The 23,002-nt window shown below is 65.4% G+C and carries 26 protein-coding genes and 1 pseudogene; 19 read left to right on the top strand and 8 right to left on the bottom strand.

Going from position 1 to position 23,002, the window contains the following annotated elements:
- Window positions 1–61: 61 nt before the first annotated feature.
- Window positions 62–994, bottom strand: coding sequence for a 3-oxoacyl-ACP reductase (locus ON32_RS02290; protein WP_040788368.1), 933 nt, complete (start codon window positions 992–994; stop codon window positions 62–64).
- A 17-nt stretch (window positions 995–1,011) separates the two neighbouring features.
- Window positions 1,012–1,200, bottom strand: a complete 189-nt coding sequence (locus tag ON32_RS02285) for a ferredoxin (protein WP_040788350.1) — start codon at window positions 1,198–1,200, stop codon at window positions 1,012–1,014.
- A gap of 275 nt (window positions 1,201–1,475) precedes the next feature.
- Between ON32_RS02285 and ON32_RS02280 the strand changes: the two genes are divergently transcribed.
- The 3 genes from ON32_RS02280 to ON32_RS02270 all read left to right on the top strand — a co-directional run bounded on the left by ON32_RS02280 (window position 1,476) and on the right by ON32_RS02270 (window position 4,250).
- Window positions 1,476–2,669: an acyl-CoA dehydrogenase family protein gene (locus ON32_RS02280; protein WP_040788349.1), complete on the top strand. Its 1,194-nt coding sequence runs from the start codon at window positions 1,476–1,478 to the stop codon at window positions 2,667–2,669.
- Between the two features lie 37 nt (window positions 2,670–2,706).
- Complete coding sequence (locus tag ON32_RS02275; protein ID WP_040788348.1) at window positions 2,707–3,813, top strand: acyl-CoA dehydrogenase family protein; 1,107 nt, start codon at window positions 2,707–2,709, stop codon at window positions 3,811–3,813.
- A gap of 197 nt (window positions 3,814–4,010) precedes the next feature.
- Window positions 4,011–4,250, top strand: a complete 240-nt coding sequence (locus ON32_RS02270; protein ID WP_040788347.1) for a type II toxin-antitoxin system prevent-host-death family antitoxin — start codon at window positions 4,011–4,013, stop codon at window positions 4,248–4,250.
- A 205-nt stretch (window positions 4,251–4,455) separates the two neighbouring features.
- On the opposite strand, the pseudogene ON32_RS27525 reads toward ON32_RS02270, so the two are convergent.
- Window positions 4,456–5,347 (bottom strand): annotated as a pseudogene (locus ON32_RS27525) (sigma factor).
- Window positions 5,348–5,559: 212 nt separating this feature from the next.
- On the opposite strand from ON32_RS27525, the gene ON32_RS29840 reads away from it, so the two are divergent.
- The 3 genes from ON32_RS29840 to ON32_RS02250 are packed head-to-tail and all read left to right on the top strand — an operon-like array spanning window position 5,560 to window position 7,052.
- On the top strand, window positions 5,560–5,736 hold the full coding sequence (locus ON32_RS29840; RefSeq protein ID WP_245550764.1) for a hypothetical protein: 177 nt from the start codon (window positions 5,560–5,562) through the stop codon (window positions 5,734–5,736).
- Entirely contained in the window at window positions 5,691–6,605 is a 915-nt protein-coding gene (locus tag ON32_RS02255; RefSeq protein WP_245550763.1) for a serine hydrolase domain-containing protein, read from the top strand. Before ON32_RS29840 ends, ON32_RS02255 begins: the two co-directional genes overlap by 46 nt.
- Before the next feature lie 12 nt (window positions 6,606–6,617).
- On the top strand, window positions 6,618–7,052 hold the full coding sequence (locus ON32_RS02250; protein WP_040788341.1) for a DoxX family protein: 435 nt from the start codon (window positions 6,618–6,620) through the stop codon (window positions 7,050–7,052).
- Window positions 7,053–7,721: 669 nt separating this feature from the next.
- Here ON32_RS02250 and ON32_RS02245 read toward each other — a convergent pair.
- Window positions 7,722–9,365: an acyl-CoA synthetase gene (locus tag ON32_RS02245; RefSeq protein ID WP_040788339.1), complete on the bottom strand. Its 1,644-nt coding sequence runs from the start codon at window positions 9,363–9,365 to the stop codon at window positions 7,722–7,724.
- A gap of 61 nt (window positions 9,366–9,426) precedes the next feature.
- On the opposite strand from ON32_RS02245, the gene ON32_RS02240 reads away from it, so the two are divergent.
- Window positions 9,427–10,209 carry a crotonase/enoyl-CoA hydratase family protein gene (locus tag ON32_RS02240; RefSeq protein WP_051132774.1) on the top strand — a complete coding sequence of 261 codons (783 nt, stop codon included), beginning with the start codon at window positions 9,427–9,429 and terminating at the stop codon, window positions 10,207–10,209.
- Between the two features lie 115 nt (window positions 10,210–10,324).
- Here the strand turns inward: ON32_RS02240 and ON32_RS02235 are convergent, their stop codons facing one another.
- Complete coding sequence (locus tag ON32_RS02235) at window positions 10,325–10,744, bottom strand: VOC family protein (RefSeq protein ID WP_040788337.1); 420 nt, start codon at window positions 10,742–10,744, stop codon at window positions 10,325–10,327.
- 674 nt (window positions 10,745–11,418) lie between these two features.
- Between ON32_RS02235 and ON32_RS28645 the strand changes: the two genes are divergently transcribed.
- The 5 genes from ON32_RS28645 (at window position 11,419) to ON32_RS29275 (ending at window position 13,960) form a co-directional block, all read left to right on the top strand.
- Window positions 11,419–11,592 (top strand): hypothetical protein, encoded by a 174-nt coding sequence (locus tag ON32_RS28645; RefSeq protein ID WP_157224047.1) that lies wholly within the window; start codon window positions 11,419–11,421, stop codon window positions 11,590–11,592.
- A 103-nt stretch (window positions 11,593–11,695) separates the two neighbouring features.
- Window positions 11,696–12,685 (top strand): sigma-70 family RNA polymerase sigma factor, encoded by a 990-nt coding sequence (locus ON32_RS02225; RefSeq protein WP_040788335.1) that lies wholly within the window; start codon window positions 11,696–11,698, stop codon window positions 12,683–12,685.
- A 21-nt stretch (window positions 12,686–12,706) separates the two neighbouring features.
- Entirely contained in the window at window positions 12,707–12,913 is a 207-nt protein-coding gene (locus ON32_RS30770; RefSeq protein ID WP_373284243.1) for a FitA-like ribbon-helix-helix domain-containing protein, read from the top strand.
- Window positions 12,914–13,016: 103 nt separating this feature from the next.
- Entirely contained in the window at window positions 13,017–13,652 is a 636-nt protein-coding gene (locus ON32_RS29280; RefSeq protein WP_245550762.1) for a transposase, read from the top strand.
- Complete coding sequence (locus ON32_RS29275; protein ID WP_169331575.1) at window positions 13,595–13,960, top strand: transposase; 366 nt, start codon at window positions 13,595–13,597, stop codon at window positions 13,958–13,960. Before ON32_RS29280 ends, ON32_RS29275 begins: the two co-directional genes overlap by 58 nt.
- A 97-nt stretch (window positions 13,961–14,057) precedes the next feature.
- Here ON32_RS29275 and ON32_RS02210 read toward each other — a convergent pair whose 3' ends face one another.
- A complete protein-coding gene (locus ON32_RS02210; RefSeq protein WP_040788334.1) occupies window positions 14,058–14,909 on the bottom strand; it encodes a helix-turn-helix transcriptional regulator in 852 nt (283 codons plus the stop codon).
- 101 nt (window positions 14,910–15,010) lie between these two features.
- On the opposite strand from ON32_RS02210, the gene ON32_RS02205 reads away from it, so the two are divergent.
- The 4 genes from ON32_RS02205 to ON32_RS02195 all read left to right on the top strand — a co-directional run bounded on the left by ON32_RS02205 (window position 15,011) and on the right by ON32_RS02195 (window position 18,076).
- A complete protein-coding gene (locus tag ON32_RS02205; RefSeq protein ID WP_040788365.1) occupies window positions 15,011–15,730 on the top strand; it encodes an SDR family oxidoreductase in 720 nt (239 codons plus the stop codon).
- A gap of 42 nt (window positions 15,731–15,772) precedes the next feature.
- A complete protein-coding gene (locus ON32_RS02200) occupies window positions 15,773–16,177 on the top strand; it encodes a hypothetical protein (protein WP_040788332.1) in 405 nt (134 codons plus the stop codon).
- A 133-nt stretch (window positions 16,178–16,310) separates the two neighbouring features.
- The gene (locus ON32_RS28640; protein WP_157224046.1) at window positions 16,311–16,451 is read left to right on the top strand and encodes a hypothetical protein; all 141 of its coding nucleotides are present in this window, start codon (window positions 16,311–16,313) and stop codon (window positions 16,449–16,451) included.
- A 362-nt stretch (window positions 16,452–16,813) separates the two neighbouring features.
- Window positions 16,814–18,076, top strand: coding sequence for a cytochrome P450 (locus ON32_RS02195; RefSeq protein ID WP_040788330.1), 1,263 nt, complete (start codon window positions 16,814–16,816; stop codon window positions 18,074–18,076).
- Between the two features lie 138 nt (window positions 18,077–18,214).
- Here the strand turns inward: ON32_RS02195 and ON32_RS02190 are convergent, their stop codons facing one another.
- Window positions 18,215–18,799 carry a TetR/AcrR family transcriptional regulator gene (locus ON32_RS02190; RefSeq protein WP_040788328.1) on the bottom strand — a complete coding sequence of 195 codons (585 nt, stop codon included), beginning with the start codon at window positions 18,797–18,799 and terminating at the stop codon, window positions 18,215–18,217.
- A gap of 143 nt (window positions 18,800–18,942) precedes the next feature.
- On the opposite strand from ON32_RS02190, the gene ON32_RS29835 reads away from it, so the two are divergent.
- Together ON32_RS29835 and ON32_RS27505 are read left to right on the top strand one after the other, a co-directional pair.
- Window positions 18,943–20,241: a YbfB/YjiJ family MFS transporter gene (locus ON32_RS29835; RefSeq protein WP_245550761.1), complete on the top strand. Its 1,299-nt coding sequence runs from the start codon at window positions 18,943–18,945 to the stop codon at window positions 20,239–20,241.
- Entirely contained in the window at window positions 20,135–20,827 is a 693-nt protein-coding gene (locus ON32_RS27505; protein ID WP_245550765.1) for an alpha/beta fold hydrolase, read from the top strand. The genes ON32_RS29835 and ON32_RS27505 overlap by 107 nt, the downstream gene beginning before the upstream one ends.
- 183 nt (window positions 20,828–21,010) lie before the next feature.
- Here ON32_RS27505 and ON32_RS02175 read toward each other — a convergent pair whose 3' ends face one another.
- On the bottom strand, window positions 21,011–22,048 hold the full coding sequence (locus tag ON32_RS02175; protein WP_040788327.1) for an LLM class F420-dependent oxidoreductase: 1,038 nt from the start codon (window positions 22,046–22,048) through the stop codon (window positions 21,011–21,013).
- A 61-nt stretch (window positions 22,049–22,109) separates the two neighbouring features.
- On the opposite strand from ON32_RS02175, the gene ON32_RS02170 reads away from it, so the two are divergent.
- A partial coding sequence (locus ON32_RS02170; RefSeq protein ID WP_373284241.1) for a Zn-ribbon domain-containing OB-fold protein occupies window positions 22,110–23,002 on the top strand: 893 nt, incomplete at its 3' end.

Raw genomic sequence — 23,002 nt, 5'->3', positions numbered from 1 at the left:
ACCGTTCAACTCTCCGCGCCGTTCGACCATCCGCACATATCCGGCATACCGGGCGGGCCACTCAACCCAAATCGTGCAGAGCCGATGCGGAAAACGTACGGCCTTCGGGACGCTCGGCGAAGTAGCCGCGCAGCGTGGCGGCGAGATCGGCGGTCGACCATTCGGCACCCGGCGCGTCGAACCGCTGCTCGACCTCGGGCGCGGCCATCAATGCCACCATGCGGCCGTACACCACGAAAACCTGCCCGTTGACCGCGTCGGCGGCAGGCGAGGCCAGATACGTCACCAGTCGAGCCACATGATCGGGGGACAGCGGATCGACCTCCCCCTCGGGCGGCGCGCTGAACACCTTCTCGGTCATCGCGGTCCGCGCCCGCGGGCAGATGGCATTGGCCCGTACACCGAAGCGGGACAGCCCCCGCGCGCAGCTGAGCGTCAGGGCGGTGATCCCGGCCTTGGCGGCCGCGTAGTTGGCCTGCCCCTCCGGCCCGAGCAGACCCGCCTCGGAAGAAGTGTTGACAATGCGGCCGTAGACCGGCCCACCGACCTCTTTGGACTTCCCCCGCCAATAGGCGCCGGCATTGCGGCACAACAGAAAGTGCCCGCGCAGATGGACCGAGATGACGGCATCCCACTCCTCGTCGGACATATTGAACAGCATGCGGTCGCGGGTGATACCCGCATTGTTGACCACGATGTCGAGCCCACCGAACGATTCGGTGGCGGTGGCGATCAGGGCGTCCGCGGTGGCGCGCTCGGCGACGCTACCGGCCACGAATTCGGCCTTCGCCCCCAGCCCCCGGATGCGCTCCAACGTCTCGGTCACCGCATCCGATTCGGCGAGGTCGTTGACAACGATGGATGCGCCGGCCCCCGCCAGCGCGAGCGCCTCGGCCCGGCCGAGGCCCGCACCCGCGCCGGTCACAATCGCCACTCGCCCGGCAAGGCTGATATCTGTATCGCTCACCGGGCCGACTTTAGAACCTGTTCTCATTCCCGGCAAGAGCGGATTCACAGCAAACGCAATGCCGCTTTCGGGCATTGCGCCACGGCTTCCTCCACCCGAGAGACCTGGTCGGCCGGAACTTCACCCTCGGCCACGTGCAGCATGTCCTCGTCGTCGAGTTCGAACACGTCGGGAGCGATTCCCACACAGATTCCATTCGCTTCGCACTGGTCGAAATCAACGCTGACCTTCATCGGAACTCCTTAACCCCGTCGGTCGCCGAAGCCTAACAATCCTACGCCGACCCAGCGGGCGGTATCGCCTGATTACCCACCAATACTGGAACAAGTTTCAGTCGATATGCAATGATCGGCGGTAACCCGTAGCGAATCGTTCCCGGAGCGGGACCGGACCACCGGGCAACCTCCCACCGGAAGATGCCGCTCGGCCCGAAGAATCCCGATCCATAGCACCCCAACCCGAAGAACCCCCAGAACCGCACCCGAAAACAAGGCCTCGAGGTACCGCCATGCGCATCGCGTACACCCCGGAACAGGAACAGCTGCGCGCGGAGTTGCGCGACTATTTCGCCCGCCTCATGACCCCCGAGCGCAAGCATGCCCTCAGCATCCAGACCGGCGAATACGGCGAAGGCGATGTCTACCGCGAGGTCGTGCGGGAAATGGGCCGCGACGGCTGGCTCGCCCTGGGCTGGCCGAAGGAGTTCGGCGGCCAGGACCGCCCCATGCTGGATCAGTTGATCTTCACCGACGAGGCCGCCATCGCCGGCGCGCCGGTGCCCTTCCTGACCATCAACTCGGTGGCGCCGACCATCATGCACTACGGCACCGAGGAGCAGAAGAAGTTCTTCCTGCCCAAGATCGCCTCCGGAGAACTGCACTTCTCCATCGGCTACTCCGAACCCGGCGCGGGCACCGACCTGGCGAGCCTGCGCACCACCGCGGTACGCGACGGCGACGAGTACGTCATCAACGGCCAGAAGATGTGGACCAGCCTCATCCCCTACGCCGACTACGTCTGGCTGGCCGTGCGCACCGACCCGAACGCCAAGAAGCACAAGGGCATCAGCATGCTCATCGTGCCCACCGACGCCGAGGGTTTCTCCTGGACTCCCGTGCACACCATGGCCGGACCGGACACCAGCGCCACCTACTACCAGGACGTGCGCGTTCCGGTCACCTCCCTGGTCGGCCCGGAGAACGGCGGCTGGCCGCTGGTCACCAACCAGCTCAACCACGAGCGGGTCGCCCTCACCTCGTCCGCGGCGCTCACCCTGGCCCTGCGCCAGACGGTGGCCTGGGCGAAACAGACCCGAACCACCGACGGCACCCGCGTCTTCGACCGAGAATGGGTGCGGTTGAATCTGGCCCGCGTACACGCCAAGGTCGAATACCTGAAGCTGTTGAACTGGGAGATCGCCAGTCGAGCCGACGCGGGCGGGGATATGGCACCACGTCCCTGGGACGCGTCGACCTGCAAGGTGTACGGCACCGAACTCACCACGGAGGCATACCGGCTGCTCATGGAGGTGCTCGGCCCCCAAGCACACCTGCGTCAGGACTCCCCCGGCTCGGTTCTGCTCGGCCGCCTGGAACGCATGCACCGCGCCGCACTGATCCTCACCTTCGGCGGCGGCACCAACGAGGTGCAACGCGACATCATCGCCATGACCGCCCTGAAACAGCCCGCCGCCGCCCGCTGACCGCGCTGTCGAGACCATCCGAAAGCAGGTAGTACCGATGGATTTCACCCCCACCGAGGCCCAGCAGGACCTGGCCCGCCTCACCGGCGAGGTCTGCGAAAAGCTCGTCACCGCCGACCGGCTGCGCGAACTCGACAGCGGCACCGCAAAATTCGATGAACCGCTGTGGCGGGTCCTGGGCGAGACCGGCGTCCTGTCGGCCGCCCTGCCCGGGAACGTGGGCGGCAATGGTTTCGACATTCTGGAACAGACCGCGATCCTGCGGGAACTCGGCAAGTTCGTGGCCGCCGTCCCGTATCTGTGGTCGATCGTGCTCGGCGCGGGCGCGCTCGCGCGATTCGGTTCCGAACAGCAACGCGAACTCGCCGGCGCGGCGGCCGGGGGAACGACCATTCTCACCGTCGCCCTGTCCGAGGAACGCAACTGGGAACCGACCCGACCGGCCACGACGGCCACCGAAACCGCCGCCGGCTGGCGACTCACCGGCGTCAAGACCACCGTCCCGGTAGCCGATCGCGCCACTCGAATCCTGGTTCCCGCAACGGTTTCCGACTCGCCGGCCGTCTTCCTTATCGACCCCGCCCACGAATCCGTCACTGTGACCCCACAGCAGGTGACCGACCGCAGCGCCGAAGCACTGGTCGAACTCCGCGACACCCCCGCCGAACTACTCGGCGACCTCGAGACCGGCGCCGCGATCCTCGACTGGCTGCTTCTGCGCGCCTGGCTCGGTCTGGCCGCCCTACAGCTGGGCACCCTCGAACGCGCCCTGGATCTGGTGGCCGACTACGCCCGCGAACGCGAACAGTTCGGCCGTGCCATCGGCGGCTTCCAGGCGGTGGCGCAGCGCCTGGCCGACAGCTACATCAATGTGCAGGGCCTGCGCTTGACCGTCACCCAGGCCGCCTGGCAGCTCTCCGAAGACCTCCCGGCCGCCGAGGCCGTCCACACCGCCAAGTTCTGGGCCGCCGAAGCAGGCCATCAGGTCGCACACACCGTGGTCCATGTGCACGGCGGGGTCGGCATCGACCGCGACCATATCGTGCACAACTACTTCACCGCCGCCAAACACAACGAATTCGCCCTCGGGCCGGCTCCGGACCATCTGCTCCCCCTGGCCGATCTCATCCCCGAATCCGTCTGATCGATCGGTCGGTGTGGGAGACGCCTCCACGACTTCGTCCGGCGGCATGTTCTGCTGCTCGACGCCCGGGCCGCAGATCGGGCCGGGCATCGGACAGCATGCGAATGGCAGCGAATATTTCGTACCTACCTGTTTTGTATATCTGTTTTGTATATCTGTTTTGTATATATCTGCACAGAATCCGTACAATTCTCGGGATGACGGCCGCACCTGATTCCAATGCATGGGAGCTATCGGTCAGCGAGGCACGGGACAAACTCGCGGAAGTCGTGGCGGCCGCCGAAGCCGGTAGGGTCGTTCATCTCACCAGGCACGGTCGTCGAGTTGCCGCGATCGTTCCGGAAGCCATGGCGGAGACCGCCGACACTCAGGTTCGGGAGCTGGCCAAGCGCTTCGCCACCCGACATCGGGCCCTACTCGACAGGTTGGCCGAATGACCTCGGGCGCGATCTACTACCTCACCATGGCCGACCTGCATGCCATCGCCGACGAGGTTGTCGGTGATCCTGTCGTTCGCGACCCCGGCCTAATCGAATCCGCTACCGCACGACCTCGGATTGATTTCGACCGCTGGGTCACCTGTCACCCAACCGCAAGCGTCGCCTCCCGTGTTTGCTCTGCACGAGAAGGACAGCCCCTTGGTTATCGGCTCGTTCCCCCGAGGACGTGAGAGAGATCGAGGCGGGTGAGTCGATCGTGGTCGGAGAGGATATCGTGGTCGGAGAGGATATCGATGGTGATGATGCGGTCACCGGCGACGGTGAAGCCGATGACCGAGAACGGTCTGCCGTCGAGGGTATCGACCAGGCCGGGGCTGCCGTCGACGAGCGCCGGGTGGGAGAGGCAAAGGGTGGCCATGTGCTGGAAAGTTCCGAGGCGGCCTGCAACGGCGGCAGCGCCTCGAATCACCCGCCGCACCGCACCGGCATCGGCGCGTAGCACCACATCGGGGTCGAGAACCGAGCAATTCCTCGAAGTCGCCGTCACGGGCGGCGGTGAGAAAGGCGTCGACGATACGGCGCTGCCCACGCGGATTCGAATCGGGACTCGGGGTCGCCCCCTGCACTCGACGTCGGGCCTGACCGGCCAGTTTCTTCGCGGTTTGCGGGGTGCGGTCGACGATAGGAGCGATCTGCTCGTAGGGCATGGCGAACATATCGTGCAGGACGAAAGCGAGTCGTTCGGCCGGGGCCGAGGAGTCCAGCACGACCAGTAATGCCGGGCCCACCGAGTCGGCGATCAGCGCTTCGTGTTCCGGATCCGGGGTGGTTTCGCTGGTGATCACCGGATCGGGCAGGCGCTCGGCTTCCAGAGGTTCTTCACCACGGCTCTTGCGGGTCCGCAGCATATCCGGACAGACCCGTCCGACAACCGTGGTCAGCCGGCCACCGAGATTGCCGACATCGCTGGTATCGGTGCGGGCCAGACGCAACCATGCTTCCTGTACGGCGTCGTCGGCGTCGGTGAGCGAGCCGAACACCCGGTAGGCGACCGCCCGCAGATGAGTTCGGTGCTCCTCGAACCGGTCGGCCAGAAACTACTCGTCGCGCACGGGTCCTCCTCGATCTCCTCCCAACCGATGACGAGTGGGCAGCAAGAAACGTGACCCTGTGGTTTCCGTCGTGGTGCGGTCACATTTTTCCGCCGCCATCCGTCAGTGCGACAGAACACGAACCGCGGCGGTTTTCGGAGTCGGGCATCACCGCCCCGCCGGCCACCCCGAGCGTCATCGAGAGGAACGACACTGTGGACGAGATCGAAATACCCGGCGCCGTCGCCGCCGGGTTCGAAGAAGTGCGCGACGAGTTCGCCGCCATCGTCGCCGAGGAGAACGGGGAATCGGGGCGCAACTGGCCGCGTTCGCGCAGGACCGACAGGTGGTGGATCTGTGGGCGGGAGCGGAGGTCACCGCCACCACGCTGACCGGTCTGCATTCCACGAGCAAAGGGGCCGCCGCCCTGGTGGCGGCGCTGCTGATCCAGGATGAGGTCCTCGATATCGACCGGCCGGTCGCCCACTTCTGGCCCCGGTTCGCCGCAGCGGGTAAGGAACGCGTCACCGTACGGGATGTGCTGGTGCACCAGTCCGGGGTCGTGGAGGTCGACGGTGGATTCACCGTCGCCGAACTCGCCGACGAGCAGGCCATCGCCGAACGGCTGGTGGGGCAGCGGCCCTTCTTCGAACCGGGTTCGGTCCACGGATACGGTGGTTTCGTCACCTACGCCATTGCCGGCGAGGTGGTGCGAGCGATTACCGGCAACACCATCCAGCAGCTGTTCGAACAGCGCATCCGCGCCCCGTACGAGCTGGATGTCTACCTCGGTCTGCCCGCCGAACTCGACCACCGCTATCTACCGATCCTGCCGTGGCGAGCGAGCGCGGAAATGGAAGCGGCCTTCGCCGCCAACTCCCCCGCCCCGCACAGCATCGCCGGTATCGCCTACAACCTCAACGCCCGCGGTTTCACCGCCCCCGACGTCATGACATTGCCCAACTACACCGACCTGCGCCGCCTGGGCCAGGCCGCGGCCGGTGGCGTCGGCAGCGCGACCGGCGTGGCGGCGATGTACGCGGCGGCCACCACCGGCCTCGACAACCGCCCACCGCTGCTGTCGTTGGAAACCATCGCCACCATTTCCGCCATCCATTCCGGTGGCGCGGATCTGGTCCGTGGCGCACAGGCGCCCCACGCAGCCGAGAACGCCCGGTTGGCCGCCGCCGTGCACCGCCGCCGCGACCGGCACCTCCATCGCCTCGGCTTTCTGAACCTCCACCGGCCCACCGACTCGTAAAGAACAACCGATATGCCCACCCACACCACATCGGTGATCCCCCGCGGTCTGAAACTCACCCGCTGGATTCCCGTGGCCGCCGTACGCGTCGAAACCGCGGTCGGCGCCTACTGGGATCTGGCCCGGATCGACTACGTCCGAGACGCTTTCGATCATCTCGGTTATCCCATGTACTTCGCGAACATCCTGGGCGTGGCCAAAACCGCCGCGCTCGCCGCGATCCTGACACCCGGCCACCCGAGGACGAAGGAATGGGCCTACGCCGGAATGGTATTCGTCTATGGCGCCGCCGCCTCACACCTGGCCGTCGGGGACGGTCCGGACAAATGGGCGATACCGCTGTTTTTCACCGCTGCCACCTTCGCCGCCCGTGCCTGGCTGCCCCGGGACATTCCTGCCGCCCTGCGCGCGCTCGGTGGCACCCGCCGGCTCCCTCGACTGGCCTGACCCGTTCGACCATCCACCACAGTGAAGGAGCAATAACGATGAGTACGAACACCACCACCCGGCAGCGCGGCTCCCGGCTGCCCAACCCCAACAGCTCGTCCCCGAGCTCGGCGAGATCGGCGCGGCGCTGTCTCGGGCCACCGGCAACGGGACGATCCCGAAGACCATGATCGGCCAGGTGAACTTCTTCATCCCCCTGGCCCTGATCGGGAAACCGCTGCCCGGCCTGCCCCCTGCCGAACAGTGAACCCCCGTCTCGGCCTGACGCACCGCCACGATTGTGCCGAGCCCTGGGGACTGCGACCGAGACGGCTACACGGGCGGATCGGTTGGTATTTCTCGAAGACCGGATCGGACTGCACACAGCCGAAGCGGTATTCGTTCCAACGGTCGAGCATCTGGACGGACAGTTGGAGTGAATCGTCGCGCAGGCGGATGTGATCGGGCAGAGCGGACGGACATACGCACGATGGTCGCCGATCGCGGGATTACCGGACGAATCGCTCCTCGACCGAATCGACCGATTCCACGTCCGTTGGAAGCCTGGCTCCTTCAGAGACGATGCACGACAAGGCAAGGCATCCCACCCGCGAGGCCCTGCACATTCGTAACTCTGTGGCTCTATATACGGCGGGTCACCACGTATCCGCGAGATGACCCACACCGGCGCTATGAACTGCCGGCCTCGACGTGTTCGTCGGCAGGACGCGCCTCGGTCTGCGCCTTGGCCCACTTGTAGTCCGGTTTACCGGCGGGCGACCGCTTGATCTCGTCGACGAACCACAGACTGCGCGGCAGCTTGTAGGACGAGATCTCCTTGGTCAACACCGGACGCAACTCCTCGAGTGTGGGCCGCTTATCGCCGCGACACTGCACCACGGCCGCCACCCGCTGTCCCCACCGCTCATCCGGAACGCCCACCACCAGCGCATCGAACACATCGGGGTGGCATTTGAGCGCGCCCTCGACCTCCTCGGGGTAGATCTTCTCGCCACCACTGTTGATGCTGGCCGAGCCGCGGCCGAGCATGGTGACGGTGCCGTCCTCCTCGACGCGTGCGTAGTCGCCGGGGATGGAGTAGCGAACGCCGTCGAACTCCTTGAAGGTCGCGGCGGTCTTCACCGGGTCGTTGTAGTACCCGATGGGGATATGCCCCTTGCGGGCGAGTACACCGACCTGGCCGGAGCCGGGGACCACCGGTTTGCCGTTCTCGTCGAGTACGGCGGTGGAGGCGTCGATCTTCACCCGGGGGCCGCCGGTGTGGGTGGCGCCCTTGGTGGCCATGGAGATACCGCCGAAGCCGGTTTCCGAGGAGCCGATCGAGTCGGTGATGACGGTGTTCGGCAGCAGTTCGATGAACTCGTCCTTGATCGTCGGCGAGAACAGAGCGGCGCTGCTGGCCATGGCCCACAGGTTGGTGTGCTTGTACGGTTCACCGGTTTCCGGGTTGCCGGCCTTCAGCGCGTCCAGCATGGGGCGGGCCATGGCGTCGCCGGTGATGAAGATGAGGTTGACACTGTGCCGGTCGATGGCCTGCCACACCCCGTGCGCGTCGAATTCCGGCAGCATGAGGGTTTTGCCGCCGTCGAACAGGCCGTGGAAGGTGGCCGACTGGGAGCCGCCGTGGATCATCGGGGGGATCGGGTAGCGCACCATCTGCGGGTTCTTGGCGCCGTCCTTGGCCTGCTGCCATTCGTCCTGGATGTATTCGCCGGTGACGAAGTTGATGCCGCCGCCGAGCACTCGCCACCAGTCCTCGTGCCGCCACATGACGCCCTTGGGCATACCGGTGGTGCCGCCGGTGTAGATCATGAAGATGTCGTCGGGCGAGCGGTCGCCGAAGTCGCGGATACCGGACGAACCGGCCAGTGCCGCTTCGTATTCCACCGATTCGACCGGGGTGGGGAGATCGGTGCCGTCGTCCACCACGAGGACGGTCTTCAGCTTCGGGGTCTTCGGTCGGACCGCGGTCACCTTGTCGGAGTAGCGGCGCTCGTGGATGAGCGCGACCATATCCGAGTTGTCGAAAATGTACTGTAACTCGTTCTCGACGTAGCGGAAGTTGACGTTGACCATTACCGCGCGCGCTTTGAAGATCGCCACCATCGCTTCGACGGCCTCGATGGTGTTGCGCGAGTAGATGCCGACCTTGTCTCCCGGCTGCACGCCCTGTTCTTGCAGGTAGTGCGCGAGACGATTGGCTCTGTCCTCCAGTTCGGCGAAGGTTACCGAACGGTGATCGTCGGCCAATGCGACCCGGTCCGGCACAAGATCGATGGTGTGTTCGACAAGGTCGGCTATGTTGTACGTCACAGACCTAAAAATAGAACGTGTTACTGTTTCTGACAAGGCTCAGAAGTCAGGAGATTCCGCGATGCCAGATTGCCTCGTCGAGAAACGCGACCACGTCCTCATCGTCACCATGAACCGCCCCGAGGCACGCAATGCGTTGTCGGGCGAGATGATGGCGATTATGCGCGACGCCTGGGATCAGGTGGACCAAGATCCCGATATTCGCGTCGCCATCCTGACCGGCGCCGGTGGAGCGTTCTGCGCCGGAGCCGACCTCAAGGCGATGACCGCCCAGCACCCCGGTGATTCGTTCGCCGGCGGCGGCTGGGATCTGTCGAAGATCGAGGCGCTGCTCAAGGGGCGTCGACTCACCAAACCGCTGATCGCGGCCGTAGAGGGCGCCGCCATCGCGGGTGGCACCGAGATTCTGCAGGGTACCGATATCCGTGTGGCCGGGGAGAGCGCGAAGTTCGGTGTGTCCGAGGCGCGGTGGGGGCTGTTCCCGCTGGGTGGCTCGGCGGTGCGACTGGTCCGTCAGGTGCCCTATACGGTCGCCGCCGATATCCTGCTCACCGGCCGGCACCTCACCGCGGCCGAGGCCAAAGAGATCGGCCTGATCGGCCATGTGGTGCCGGACGGTACCGCGCTGGACAAGGCCCTCGAGCTGGCCGAGCTGATCGCCGCGAACGGGCCACTGGCGGTGCAGGCCATTCTGCGGACCATTCGCGAGACCGAATGTATGCCCGAGGAGGAGGCGTTCCAGATCGACGCCAAACTCGGTATGGCGGTGTTCCAGTCGGCCGACGCCAAGGAAGGCCCGAAGGCCTTCAAGGAGAAGCGCAAGCCGAATTTCAGCGGTGAATAAAGCTCGGCGGCGGATGAGCCGGTTCGGCCGGCACCCGTCGCACGGTGCCGACCGAGCGAGCGGCGGCCTCTCGATTCGATGAGGGAGAGGCCGCCGTGACACAGAACGTGCAGGTCTATCCGGCACCGGGGTAGTCCATCCAGAACGGCTCCCACTGGTGGCCGTCCGGGTCCACGAAGGTCCGTCCGTGCATCCCGACCTCCGCTTCCTGGGCGCGCTTGTCCTCGTTGACCTCCTCGGTGGCCCCCGCGGTCAGGGCGGCCTCGGTCAACCGGTCCACTTCTTCGGCACTGCCCAGCGCCAGGGCGTAGGCGGCCCCGACGGAACCGGTGGTCTCGGCGACGGGTCGTTTGCTGAAGGTGGAGAAGAACTCCCGGGTCAGCAACATCAGGCAGATATTGTCATCGACCACGATGCAGGCGGCGTTGTCGTCGGTGAAATCATCGTTGACCTTCCAACCGAGCGACTCGTAGAAACCCTTCGAACGGGCCAAGTCGGTGACGGGTAGGTTGATGAAGATCATCTTGCTGCTCATGATCGATGTCCTTTCGGTGAGTGCTGCCGAACCGGCTGTCGGGCTCACAGATAGGACGGGAGCGTTACGACGAAATCATCGCCGCGCCGAAAATTATCCGATAAACGCAGGTGAACGCGACTTTCCGGGGATAGCGCGTCATGCTCCCCCGGACCGGGCATCCAACGGGCGATGTGTTGTCGCGATACGGTCGCACCCGATATATCCGGAACCGGTCGGCGTGCCGAACCCGGCCGAATTCGGCGACTTCCTGCTCGTGGCCCCGCAGATGAACTTCCGACCGAGCAGGAGCGGATACGAGTTCGCGCGATCCCGATACACCACGTAGGTAGCCGATGTGTACACACCGATGCGAGCGCGCCACCTACTCGACCACCATTGATGACATGCGGGAACGCTGCGTTTCCGGTGACAACGACGTCACCTCGGCACCGTCTCGACAATGATGTCGAAGGTGATGTCGAAGGTCTACGACGAAGTCGAAGGTCTATGACGAAGTCGAAGGTCTACGACGAAGTAGTCCCGCACTCTCGGATCCGAGAATCACCCACAACCACAACCCGGTCCACGAATCATGGATACTCGGCAGAAGTCGAGCGGCAACGACGGTATTGCGTCGAAGTTCGACATCCAACGAGTGATCCGCCGACCACGAACCGCAGAGGACCGATCCCATGCACATGGATACCTTCAGCGGCCTCGACCTGCTCATAGCCCTGGACAACCGCAATATCGAAGCCCACCTCGCCGAAGCCGTCACGGATTGTGTGGCCTGCTCCACGGTCTCCGCTCCCCGTTCCACCGCCTGCCCGGCCGGTCGCGTCGCGAAGGCAACGCTTCACCGGTAGCCGAACGCGGACGAATCCGCCCCGGCGGCCGCGGGGGCGGATCACCGGGATATCCGGTCACATTCGAGGCCGAAATGTCGGTGGATTGTGTCACAGTGCTCCCATGAGCGAACCGACCGGCACCGTCTCCGCCGACGTCATGGATACCTTCGAGGCGCACCGGCGTGAACTGTGCGCCTACGCCTATCGCATGCTCGGCTCGTCGTTCGAAGCAGAGGATGCCGTCCAGGAGGCCTTCACCCGGGCCTGGAAGTCCTACGGTTCCTTCGAGGGCCGATCCAGCCTGCGGTCATGGCTGTACCGCATCACCACCAATGTCTGCCTGGACATGCTCGACGGCCCACAGCGGCGGGCCCGGCCGATGGATCTGTCCGCGCCGGCCCACCCGGACACTCCCCTACCCCCGCCGCAGCCGGACTACCTCTGGGTGGAGCCCATCCCCGACACCCTGGCCTACGGCGCCGATCCGGCCGAACACGCCGCCATCAAGGACACCCTCCGGCTGGCTTTCGTGGCGGCCTGCCAGCACCTGCCGGCCACCCAGCGCGCCATTCTGATCATGCGCGAGGTGCTGCGCTTCTCGGCCAACGAAACCGCCGAGGCGCTCACCATGTCACCCGCCTCGGTGAACAGCGCGTTACAACGGGCCCGGGCCACCATGTCGAAGATCAGACCCGCCGAGACCGATGTCTACGACCACACCGATCCCGAACAGCGCAGACTCGTCGACGATTTCGTCACCGCCTTCGAGTCCTACGATATGGACGCGCTCACCGCACTGTTGAAAGCCGATGTGGCGCTGTCCATGCCGCCCATCGAGTTCTGGTTCCGCGGTCCCGAGAACGTGGCCGCGTTCATGCTCGGCACCGGGTCGGTCTGTCGCGGTTCGCGGATGGTCCCCCTCCCCGGCGCCAACGGCTGCCCCGCATTCGGCCATTACCACCCCACCGACGAGCCGGGTGTTATGACGCCGTGGTCGATCACGGTCCTGGAACTGTCCGACGGGGCCATTTCCGGACTGCACTTCTTCCTCGACGCCGCGCGCCTCTTCCCGCTGTTCGGGCTGCCGATGGAACTGCGGGATCCGGTGTAGGTCGGTGCCGACTCGGCCGGGATGCCGGCAGCCTTACCCCAACGAGAGCAACGAGGTCATTCGAGTGGCGCATATGGAGAGACCGACGGTTCGGATCTTCCCGATGACGTGCGTGAGGCACTACGCGTCCGCGCGGCCCGGCACAGGAGAAGCACCGAAGCCGAGGTTCGGGCGATCTTCATAGAGCCGTCACCCCCACCTCCGACATCACACTCGGCACACTACTGAGCGATATCGGACGACAAGCCGAACTCACCGACGACGAATTCGACGCATTCACCACTCGCGACGCCGCACCGTTTCGAGCCGTGGAAGTACACGTCATCGACCCATGAGCCTAGGCCGTGTTCGAAAGTGCCTGGCTGAACCACTGAAAGGTATTGCTGGGCTGGGGGATTTGGTGATATGGCGAGGTCTCCGGTATGTCGGTTTGTCGACCAAAACAAACCTGAACACCGGAGACCTCGTGACCAGCGTAGCGGTGACGGGTCGCGCGTATCCGACCGACGCCCAGTGGGCGCGGCTGGAACCGCTGCTGCCTGTCGGTATCAAGCCGGGCCGGCCGGCGAAATGGCCGAAGCGGCAACTCATCGACGGGATCCGGTGGCGGATCCGCACCGGGGTGCCATGGCGGGACCTGCCACCGGAATACGGGCCGTGGCAGAACGGTGTACGGATTGTTCCGCCGCTGGCAGTGCGAGGGCATATGGGGCGTATCTCGACCGACTTGCAGGCCGAGGCCGACGCCGCGGGTGAGATCGTGTGGGATGTGAGCGTGGACTCCACGATCGTGCGCGCCCACCAGCACGCCGCCGGAGCCAGGAAAAGGGGGATCTGCAGGCCGAACCACCGTCGGGGTTCGAGGCGGACGAGCCGGCCGATCACGGGCTGGGCCGCTCCCGCGGCGGGTTGTCCACGAAGATCCATCTGGGCTGTGATCAGGGGCAGCGCCCGTCGGCGGTGCTGATCACCCCAGGGCCGTGGGGCGACTGCCCGCAGTTCACCGCGGTCCTGGCCGAAATCCGGGTGCCCCGCCTCGACGCGGGCGCGACTCGCACCCGTCCCGATCGGATCCTGGCCGACAAGGCCTATTCCTCGGCGGCCACCCGTGCACACCTGCGCCGGCGCGGGATCAAGGCCACCATCCCGATCAAGGCCGACCAGGCCGCCTACCGCAAGGCCAAGGGCTCTGACGGTGGCCGGCCACCAAAGTTCGACCGGGAGATCTACAAACAGCGCCACGCCGTGGAATGCGCGATCAACCTGTGGCTATAGCCACAGGCACTTCAAAACACGGCCTAATGCCGAATGTCGGGCAAGTGCTGGTGGTGAAGATCAGCTCGGTAACGGCGTGCCGTCTCTCGGTGCCGGGTCAGGGCCGGGTCGGGTGAAATCGTTCGAGTCCGGTGACTCGGAGTAGTTCGAGGGCCGAGGCGGCAGGAGTGGTGGGTGCGGCGGAGTAGACGATGACGGTTTGGTCGGTTTCGGGTTCGTACAGGACGTCGCAGTCGAGGGTGAGAGTTCCCAGTTCGGGATGTGTGATGGTGGTGGTGCGGCTGCGCACTCTGCCGGAGCGGCCGGTTCGCCAGAGTTCTTCGAATTGTGGGCTACCGGCGCGGAGTTCGGCGATGAGCGCGGTGAGGCTTGCATCCCGCGGGTACTTGGCGTGCGCAGTGCGCAGGCAGCCGACGCAGTCGGCGGCGTAGATCGCGGACTCCTCCTTTGTGATGACGGTGCGATCCGTCCCGGCACCGAGGAAGCGTTGCCGCAGGAGATTGCGCAGCGCGGGCGTCAGCCGGGAGAAGTCGCCGAACAGTGCCGCCGCGAGCGGATTCCAGGCCAGCACGTCGGATTTGGCGGACAGCACGATGGCGGGCAAGTCCGACATGCGGTCCAGCAGTCGCAGCACGCTCGGGCGCACCAGCATGGGAACGCGCCCGGCTTGCGGCGGTTGCGAGCCGGCGAGCCGGAAGACCAGGTCACGATCGGCGTCAGACAGCCGCAGCGCCCGGACCAACGCGCCCAGTACCTGATCGGAGGGCTTGGGGCCACGCCCCTGCTCGAGGCGAATGATGTAATCGACGCTGAGACCGGCCAGCTGCGCAACCTCCTCGCGCCGCAGGCCTGGCACCTGACGACGGGCCCCGGCCGGCAGACCCACGTCGGCGGGCCGGAGGCGAGAACGCGCGGTCCGTAGCACCGTCGCCAATTCGGCTCTGTCCACCTCCTCATCCTGCCACCGCTCCGGCGGTGCCGCGTGGGAGTGGCAGTCCTATGCCGCATCGGCCCTGGTGACGGTGGTCGCCGGGTGTGACGCTGGGCGATGTGACGACATCGACCATCGCCCTGGTGACCGGGGCGAACAAGGGCCTGGGGCACGAAACCGTGCGACGCCTTGCCGACCTGGGATGGCAGGTATTCCTCGCAGCGCGCGACACCGCACGCGGCACGGAGGCGGTGGCGAAGTTGGCCGCTGAAGGCCGGCGGGCATGGTTCGTCCCGCTGGACGTGACCTCGAATGCGTCCGTTTCCATGGCCGCCGACCTGGTTCGAGCGCGGGCCGGGCGACTGGACGTGCTGATCAACAACGCCGGCATCGGCGACCTGGGATCTCATCCGGCCGAAACCGCTCCCGACGAGATGCGAGACGTGTTCGACACCAATGTTTTCGGTGTGGTTCGCGTCACTCGCGCCTTCCTGCCCCTGTTGCGAGCGTCCGCGCATCCACGCATCGTCATGGTCTCCAGCGGTATGGGATCGATCGCCACCCTCACCGATCCACGCTGGAAAAATCTCGTGCCCCCAACACTGGGCTACCCCGCGAGCAAAGCCGCACTGAACATGCTTACCGCCGTGTACGCCAGCGCGCTGCCGGACATCCGGGTCAATGCGGTCGATCCCGGGTACACCGCGACAGACCTCACCGGCCACGCCGGTTTCCAAACCGTCGCCGAGGGTGCGGACGCGATAGTAAGCCTGGCCACGATCGCTTCGAACGGGCCCACGGGAGAGTTTTTCGACCGCAACGGACACGCTCCGTGGTAGATACCGGCGCAATCACTTTCGCGACCCGAATCGGAGAACAGAATGACACAGCAGAACGTGGGCACTTCGACCGTGCTGTCCATCGGATTGCATCCCAGTGCCCTGGACTACAGCCGATACCCGGACCTCGACGAGGCCACGCTCACCGCCCGGATCCACACGGGCGAAGCCGCACTGCGGAAGGCCGGATTCGACATCGTGTCCTGCCAACTTCCCACCGAACCCGAAGCGGCGGAAAAGAAACTGCGCGAATGCGCCGCAGGCGGAACCTTCCAGGTCGCCATGATCGGAGCGGGCATCCGCATGGCCCCAGAGCACACCCTGCTGTTCGAGCATCTGATCAACACCCTCGCCGACATCGCTCCGGGAATCCGATTCTGCTTCAACACCTCACCCGAAACCACCGTCGACGCCCTACGCCGCTGGGTACAGCCTGCCGACCGCTGAGCACAAACGTACCGAAACCGCAATCCCGAACAAAGAAGACAAAGATGCGCAAACTCCGCTCGTATCCAGCGTACCGTCAAGCAAAACCGCCTGATAAGCGCGCGGATTCGCCGCAACGGCGGGCGCGCCGGGCATGAATGTACTCGTGCTGCACACCCTCGGTGGCAAAAGCGACCTGCCCCGGCAGTCGGTGGTCGGCTCTTGTCTCACCGATACCGTGGACGGCCGGCTGATCGCGGCCTCGGCCGCCGGCGCTGATGGCGACCCGGACTGATACCACACATCCGAACAGCATCTCCGTACGTTCTCCGCCCGCACCCGGATCCGTTGTCCCTTGGGTGAAACACGCGCGATCGAGCGCCGCCCGCGTGCTGATCAACACGCACGAGTGAGGAATCCACCGGCACCTCAACCGCACAGGCTTCGAGGACATTCTCTAGAGCGTTGGAACATCAGCTTCCGGGCCACAGTATCCGATAGGAACCCCGAAAGACGGGGTACCCACGGCTGTCGAGTCCGGCGCGAGTGGGGATTCCGTGCCATAATCCGCCGATCCCACCCATATTGCACGACCGGTGGTTCGGCGCAGCACAGCGACGTCTCCACTGTGCGCCGAGCACAATTCGAGGAGCCATTGTGGTTCAGAAACCCTCCGACCCCGTGCGCCCGGCCCCATACGGCGTGGCCGGCGCCCCCTTCGCCGACGAGAGCGGTATTCACATCACCCGGTACCACGACCTGGTCACGATTACCGACCTCGAGAAAAAGGGCGCCTTCAGCCAGGCCCTGTCCGCCCAGCGGCAGGTGTTGCGCGAGATGGGTATCGATCTGCCCGAAGGTGTCGTCCACGTCTCGTGGTATTTTCCCTGGGCGTCGGCTCCCCGAGAAGCCGACGGAACAGCGGGAAGGCATACGGCCCTGCGTGGCGTTCTGGAGGGATATCTTTCCAACCGTTCCATCCGTGAGGTCGGTCCCTGGATAGAGCGAACCGCGCTGAAGTTGCTCGCCGACAATGTCGCGCAACAACGGGAAATGCACGGCGACCAGGGCGTCGGAAGCATCGACTTCGCCGAATTCACCGATACCCTGGCGTTTCACACCATGTCGGAACTCGCGGGTTTTCCGCACACTCCGGAGGTGGAGGCGTTCATCAAGACCCATCTCGATGACGCGGCGAACCGCACGAACTTCATCGATATGCTTCGGCCCGAGTCACCGGAGGTCCGCCCGTATTTCGACCGGATAATCGCCGAGCACCTGGAAGCCGGTAGAGGCGGGTTGCTCGCGGAGATCGCCGCGGCTCACGAGAGCGGGTTGATCTCACGAGACGAGAAGCACGGACTCGTCTTCGGCTGTTGGTCGGCCGGCCGCGACACCACGGCCACCTTGACCGCATTACTGCTCGGCCTCATCGCCGAAGCCGGTCTGCAATCCGACCTATTGGCCAACCTCGGACCCGAGGGGGCCTCGTGGCGGCACAACGTCACGAACGAAGCGCTGCGCTTCACACCGTTCTCTCACAACCTCGCGGTGTGTATGGAAACCGTTCGTTTGGACGACTTCGTCATCGAACCGGGCTCGATAGTCAATTTGCGGTGGGAAGCGGGCAATCGTGATCCGGCCGCCTTCGGCGAGGATGCGGATCAATTCCGACCCGACCGCAGGGCCAAGGCAACGAATCTCGGGTTCGGACGCGGGCTGCACTACTGCGTCGGTGCCCCACTTGCCCGTTACGAGGCGGATGTCGTTCTGCGCGCCGTGGGCAATGTGCTGGGCCACTACGAGCTGACCGAGTGGGTGCGGATGCCTCGCTTCGTGGATGTGGTGGAGAAAGCCCGGGTCGACTACGACATTCGGACCGCACTGGATAATCTGCGCGCTCTCGGATTGTCCGGGTAGCCACCCACTCGACTGCACAATCGCCCTGATCTTCCGGAGCCCTTCGGCGGGTCAGGGCGTATTCACGGTGACCGGTCACCTGATTGTCGGACTGCTCTGACGCAATTCGAGAACCCCGGTGATGCCGAACGACGCGGGTCACTCGCTGCCCGCGGTGAGCAGGGCGATCGCGGCGGCGCGCGCCTGCGTGCCAATACCCGTGGAACCACGGTGCGCAGCGACGACGGTGGCGCCTTCGACGAGCATGAGCAGCTGACGGCCCAGTGTCACCGGGTCGGCGGCTTCCGCGCGAGCGGCGATACCGGCGAACAGCTCGAGATACCGGTCGAGATGCCGCGCGGTGATGGACAGCACCGTCTCGTCGTAGTGCTGGGTGGCGGCGTTCACCATCGCACAACCGCGAAAACCTGGTTCGGCGTACCACTGGCCGAGTGCGTCGAATACAGCGGTCAGTTGGTCGACCGGGTCGTCGCCGGCGGATTCGACCGCTTCGGTCAGCCAGGCGACCACTTTGTCGCTGCGAGCTTGCAGCACGGCCTGCACAAGGCCGTCCTTGGTGCCGAAATGCCGATACAGCGTCTCTTTCGAAATTCCCAGCCTCGTACACAGTTCGGCTACACCGAGCCCGTCGAGTCCACGTTCGTACAGCAGCGGGCCGGCCGATTCGATGATCGTGGCGCGAGTGCGGGCCGGGTCGATCGTCGAGCCTTTGGCAACGGGCATGACCTAGATAGTACCGATGAGTTCGATGAAGTGTTAGCGTATTGGTTGGTACCGAACGGTTCTATGTAGAGGAACGACATGAGCCCCACTCCAGACCGCCCGTACCTCGGGCAACAACTCCCGGCATCGACCGGTGACCGACAATGGCGCGGGTACGCATGGTGAACGAGCCGCTCCGGCCCACCCGGCAAGCGGCATACCTGGCACTCGGTACCGCCTCGGCCCTCGGATTCGCGCGATTCGCCTACGGTCTACTTCTGCCCGCCATGCGTGCGGACCTGGGATGGAGTCTGTCCACAGCGGGCATGCTCGGCACCGCCAACGGTCTCGGTTACCTGTTCGGCGCCGCGGCGACCACCGCGATCGTCCGCCGGCTGGGCCCCGCGGCCACCTTCCGCATATCGATGGCACTGACCGCTCTGGCGCTGACCGCCTCGGCTGCCGGCACCAATCATCTATTCTTGGCCGGCACCAGGGCAGCGGCGGGCGCGACGGGCGCGGCCGTATTCATCAGCGGTGGGGTGATCGCATCGCGCCTGGCCGCCCGGTCCTCGTCCGGTTCCCCCATCACCGTCTACTTCGCCGGCACCGGGCTCGGCATCATCGCCAGTGGCATGACCCTGCCGATACTGGGGAACAACTGGCGAGCGGCGTGGATCGGGCTGGGAATCGCGGCGGGCCTGGCGACACTGGCGAGCTGGTCCGCCGCCGATAGCGGTGGCGAGTCGTCGGTTTCGAGTGATGCGGGACGGGCCCGACTGCACTCCCTGGGCCCCACGGTGCTCGCGTATCTGCTGTTCGCGGCCGGATACATCACCTACATCACTTTTCTTTCCGCTTATCTCGCCGAACGCGATGCCTCGACCACGCAGGTCATCGCGGTCTGGCTGACGGTGGGGCTCGCGGTTGTAGCCGCCCCACTGGTATGGCGGCGACCGATCACCCACTGGCCCGACCACAAAACCCTCGCGGTGGTGTTGGCCGCGCTCGGTGGTGGTGCGGCACTCGCCCTGATGTCTTCGACCCCACTGGCAATCGTGATCTCCGCCGCCGGATACGGCGCGACATTCATGACCGTTCCCGCCGTGGTCACCGCTCTGGTCAAGAACACCACCGCACCACCCGATTGGACCGCCACACTCGCGGCCTGCACCACAGTGTTCGCGATCGGGCAAACCGTGGGGCCCTGGCTCGCCGGTCTCGTCGCCGATCACACCGGTGCCGACGCGACAGTGGCGTGGACAACGGTTCTCTGCTTTGTCGCGGCGGCGATCGCTGCGACTCAACCCATCACCCCCCGTTCCGACAAGGAGATTCTTCATGGCGACCTTCGTTCTGGTTCCCGGCGTATGTCACGGCGGCTGGTGTTTCGACCAGCTCACCGAGCAGCTACGCCGGCACGGTCATCGGGTATTACCGTTGACGCTGACCGGGGTCGCTGAACGCGGGCACCTGCGCCACACCCTCGTGAACCTCGACACCCATATCCAGGACGTCACCGCCGTACTGGAAGCGGAGAACATTCGCGACGCAATTCTCCTCGGACACAGCTACGGCGGCATGGTCATCACCGGCGCTGCGGACCGCGCCCCCGATCGGGTCGACTCGCTGGTCTATGTGGACGCCACGGTTCCCGAACACGGCGATTCCTGCTTCCGGCTTGTCACCGATCGGGAAAGACAGTGGTACCTCGATGTCGACGACACCGGAACCGCCTTCCGTCCGCTACCGTTCTTCGACCCCCGCGCCACACCCCATCCCCTGGCCTCGGTGCTCCAACCGCTGAAGCTCACCACCGATCTCGCCCATATTCGGCACCGAACCTATATCTACGCCACCGGATGGGAGACCCCTTCTCCGTTCACCGAGGTCTACCAGCGCCTGCGCAACGACACCGCCTGGAGCACTCATGCGCTCGAAGGTGGACACAATCTCATGCGTGACGCCCCGGACGATCTGCCGAAGATCTTGCTCGACCTCGTCGCTTCCGAATCCGCGCCGGATGCGGCCCCGTCATCCACCCGATAACGACTTCCGTCGAGCGGGTCGCCGCCCAACCCTTGCCGACGCAAGCCGACGAACGCTGCACCGGCAAGGGTTACGGCTTCCACACCCTGCACCATCGGCCGAACCCGCCGGGCGCAGGGCTGGGCGAGCGACCCCATCGCTTCCGCGCGTGTGGCCGCAGCGGACGCATATCTATAACAAGTTCTACGCCGTGATAAAAGGCTGCAACCGCCGCAACTGTTCGAGATCTGCCACCGACACCAACATCATGGTGACCCCGGCCGCCTCCCAGACCGCGATCTGTTTCCGGACGTACTCCTCATCACCGATGATCGTGGTGTCCCGGATCATCTCGTCCGGAACGGCCGCCGCGGCCTCGGCCTTACGACCCGACCGGAACAGCCGACCGATCTCGTCGACCTCCTTGTCGTAGCCCATCCGCCGGTACACCTGGGCATGGAAGTTGAGTTCCGGCGCCCCCATGCCACCGATGTAGAGCGAGGTCACCCAACGCATCCGCTCGAGCTCGGCCGCCGGGTCGTCGGTAACGATCACCTGGGCGCTGGCGGCGATCTCGAAGTCCTCCCGCGAACGCCGAGCACCCGGACGCGTGAAGCCCTCGTCCAGCCATTCGTCGTACATCCCGGCCAGCCGCGGGGTGTAGTAGATGGCCAGCCAGCCGTCGGCGATCTCCGCGGTCAAGGCTACGTTCTTCGGCCCCTCCGCACCCAACCAGATCGGCATATCAGCACGTAGCGGGTGCACTATGGGTTTCAGCGGTTTACCCAGCCCGGTTGACCCCGGCCCGGTGTAGGGCAGCCGATAGTGCGGACCGTCGTTGGTCACCGGCACCTCCCGCGCCAGTACCTTGCGAACGATATCGACGTATTCGCGGGTGCGCTGCAACGGTTTGGCGAATGGTTGCCCGTACCAGCCCTCCACCACCTGAGGCCCGGACACCCCCAACCCGAGGATGAAACGTCCACCGCTGAGATGGTCGAGGGTCAGCGCGTGCATGGCGGTGGCCGTCGGGGTGCGTGCGGACAGCTGCACCACCGAGGTGCCCAACCGCACCCGGTTCGTCGCCGAGCCCCACCAGGCGAGGGGGCCGAATGCGTCCGACCCCCACGACTCCGCCGCGAACACCGCATCGAAGCCGGCCTCCTCGGCGGCCGTCACGATCTGGCCCGCGTTCTCCGGCGGGGCCGCGCCCCAGTACCCGAGTTGCAATCCGAACTTCACAACCGACCCCTTTCCGGCCTACTGCTTGCCAGCAGAATAAGAACCTGTTCTACTCGATATCGTGACTCAGGGGAATACTGCACCCACGGTAATTACGCAGGAACACCCGCCGGGACTGAAACCGAGCGATGTGCTCAGTGCGCCCCTGCGGATGAAGTTCGACTACACCCGCTCCGTGGGACCCACCATTGGAAAATTCCTGACCGGGCTCCGCGAGCGCCGCGTGGTCGGTGTGCGCGGATCGGACGGGCGTGTGCTCGTACCACCGACCGAATACGATCCGGTCACCGCCGAACCGCTCACCGAGTTCGTGGATGTCGCCGATATCGGCACCGTGGAATCGTGGACCTGGGTTCGGGACCCGTTACCGGGCCAGCCGTTCGACCGGCCGTTCGCCTACGCCCTGATCAAACTCGACGGCGCCGACACCGCCCTGCTGCACGCGGTGGACGTGTCGAGCCCGGACGAGATCGAGACGGGAATGCGAGTGGTGGCGCGCTGGGCCGCGGAAACCACCGGCAGCATCCACGACATCGTCTGCTTCGAGCCCGGTGAGACCTCGACCGCGACAACCGGGACGACCTCGGACGCGGAACCGGTCACCGTGATCACCACCCCGATCGATATCAGCTACAAGCACAGCGCCTCCCCCGAGGAAACCGCCTATCTGCGCGGACTCAAAGAGGGCAAGCTCATCGGCGGTCGCACCGAGGCCGGCAGCAAGGTGTACTTCCCCCCGCGCGGCGCCGACCCGGTGAACGGACGCGCCACCAGCGATCTGGTGGAGGTTTCCGACCGCGGCACCGTCACCACCTTCTGCATCGTCAATGTGCCGTTCCTGGGCCAGCGCATCAAACCGCCGTATGTGGCCGCCTATGTGCTGCTCGACGGCGCCGATATCCCCGTGCTGCACCTGGTGCTCGGCTGCGAGGCCAGTGAGGTGCGGATGGGCAT

Origin of the sequence: Nocardia paucivorans NBRC 100373, assembly GCF_000308675.1 — a bacterium.
Lineage (GTDB): Bacteria > Actinomycetota > Actinomycetes > Mycobacteriales > Mycobacteriaceae > Nocardia > Nocardia paucivorans.
The sequence above is the reverse complement of the archived record's forward strand: the minus strand, read 5'-3'. Positions and strand labels throughout refer to the sequence as shown.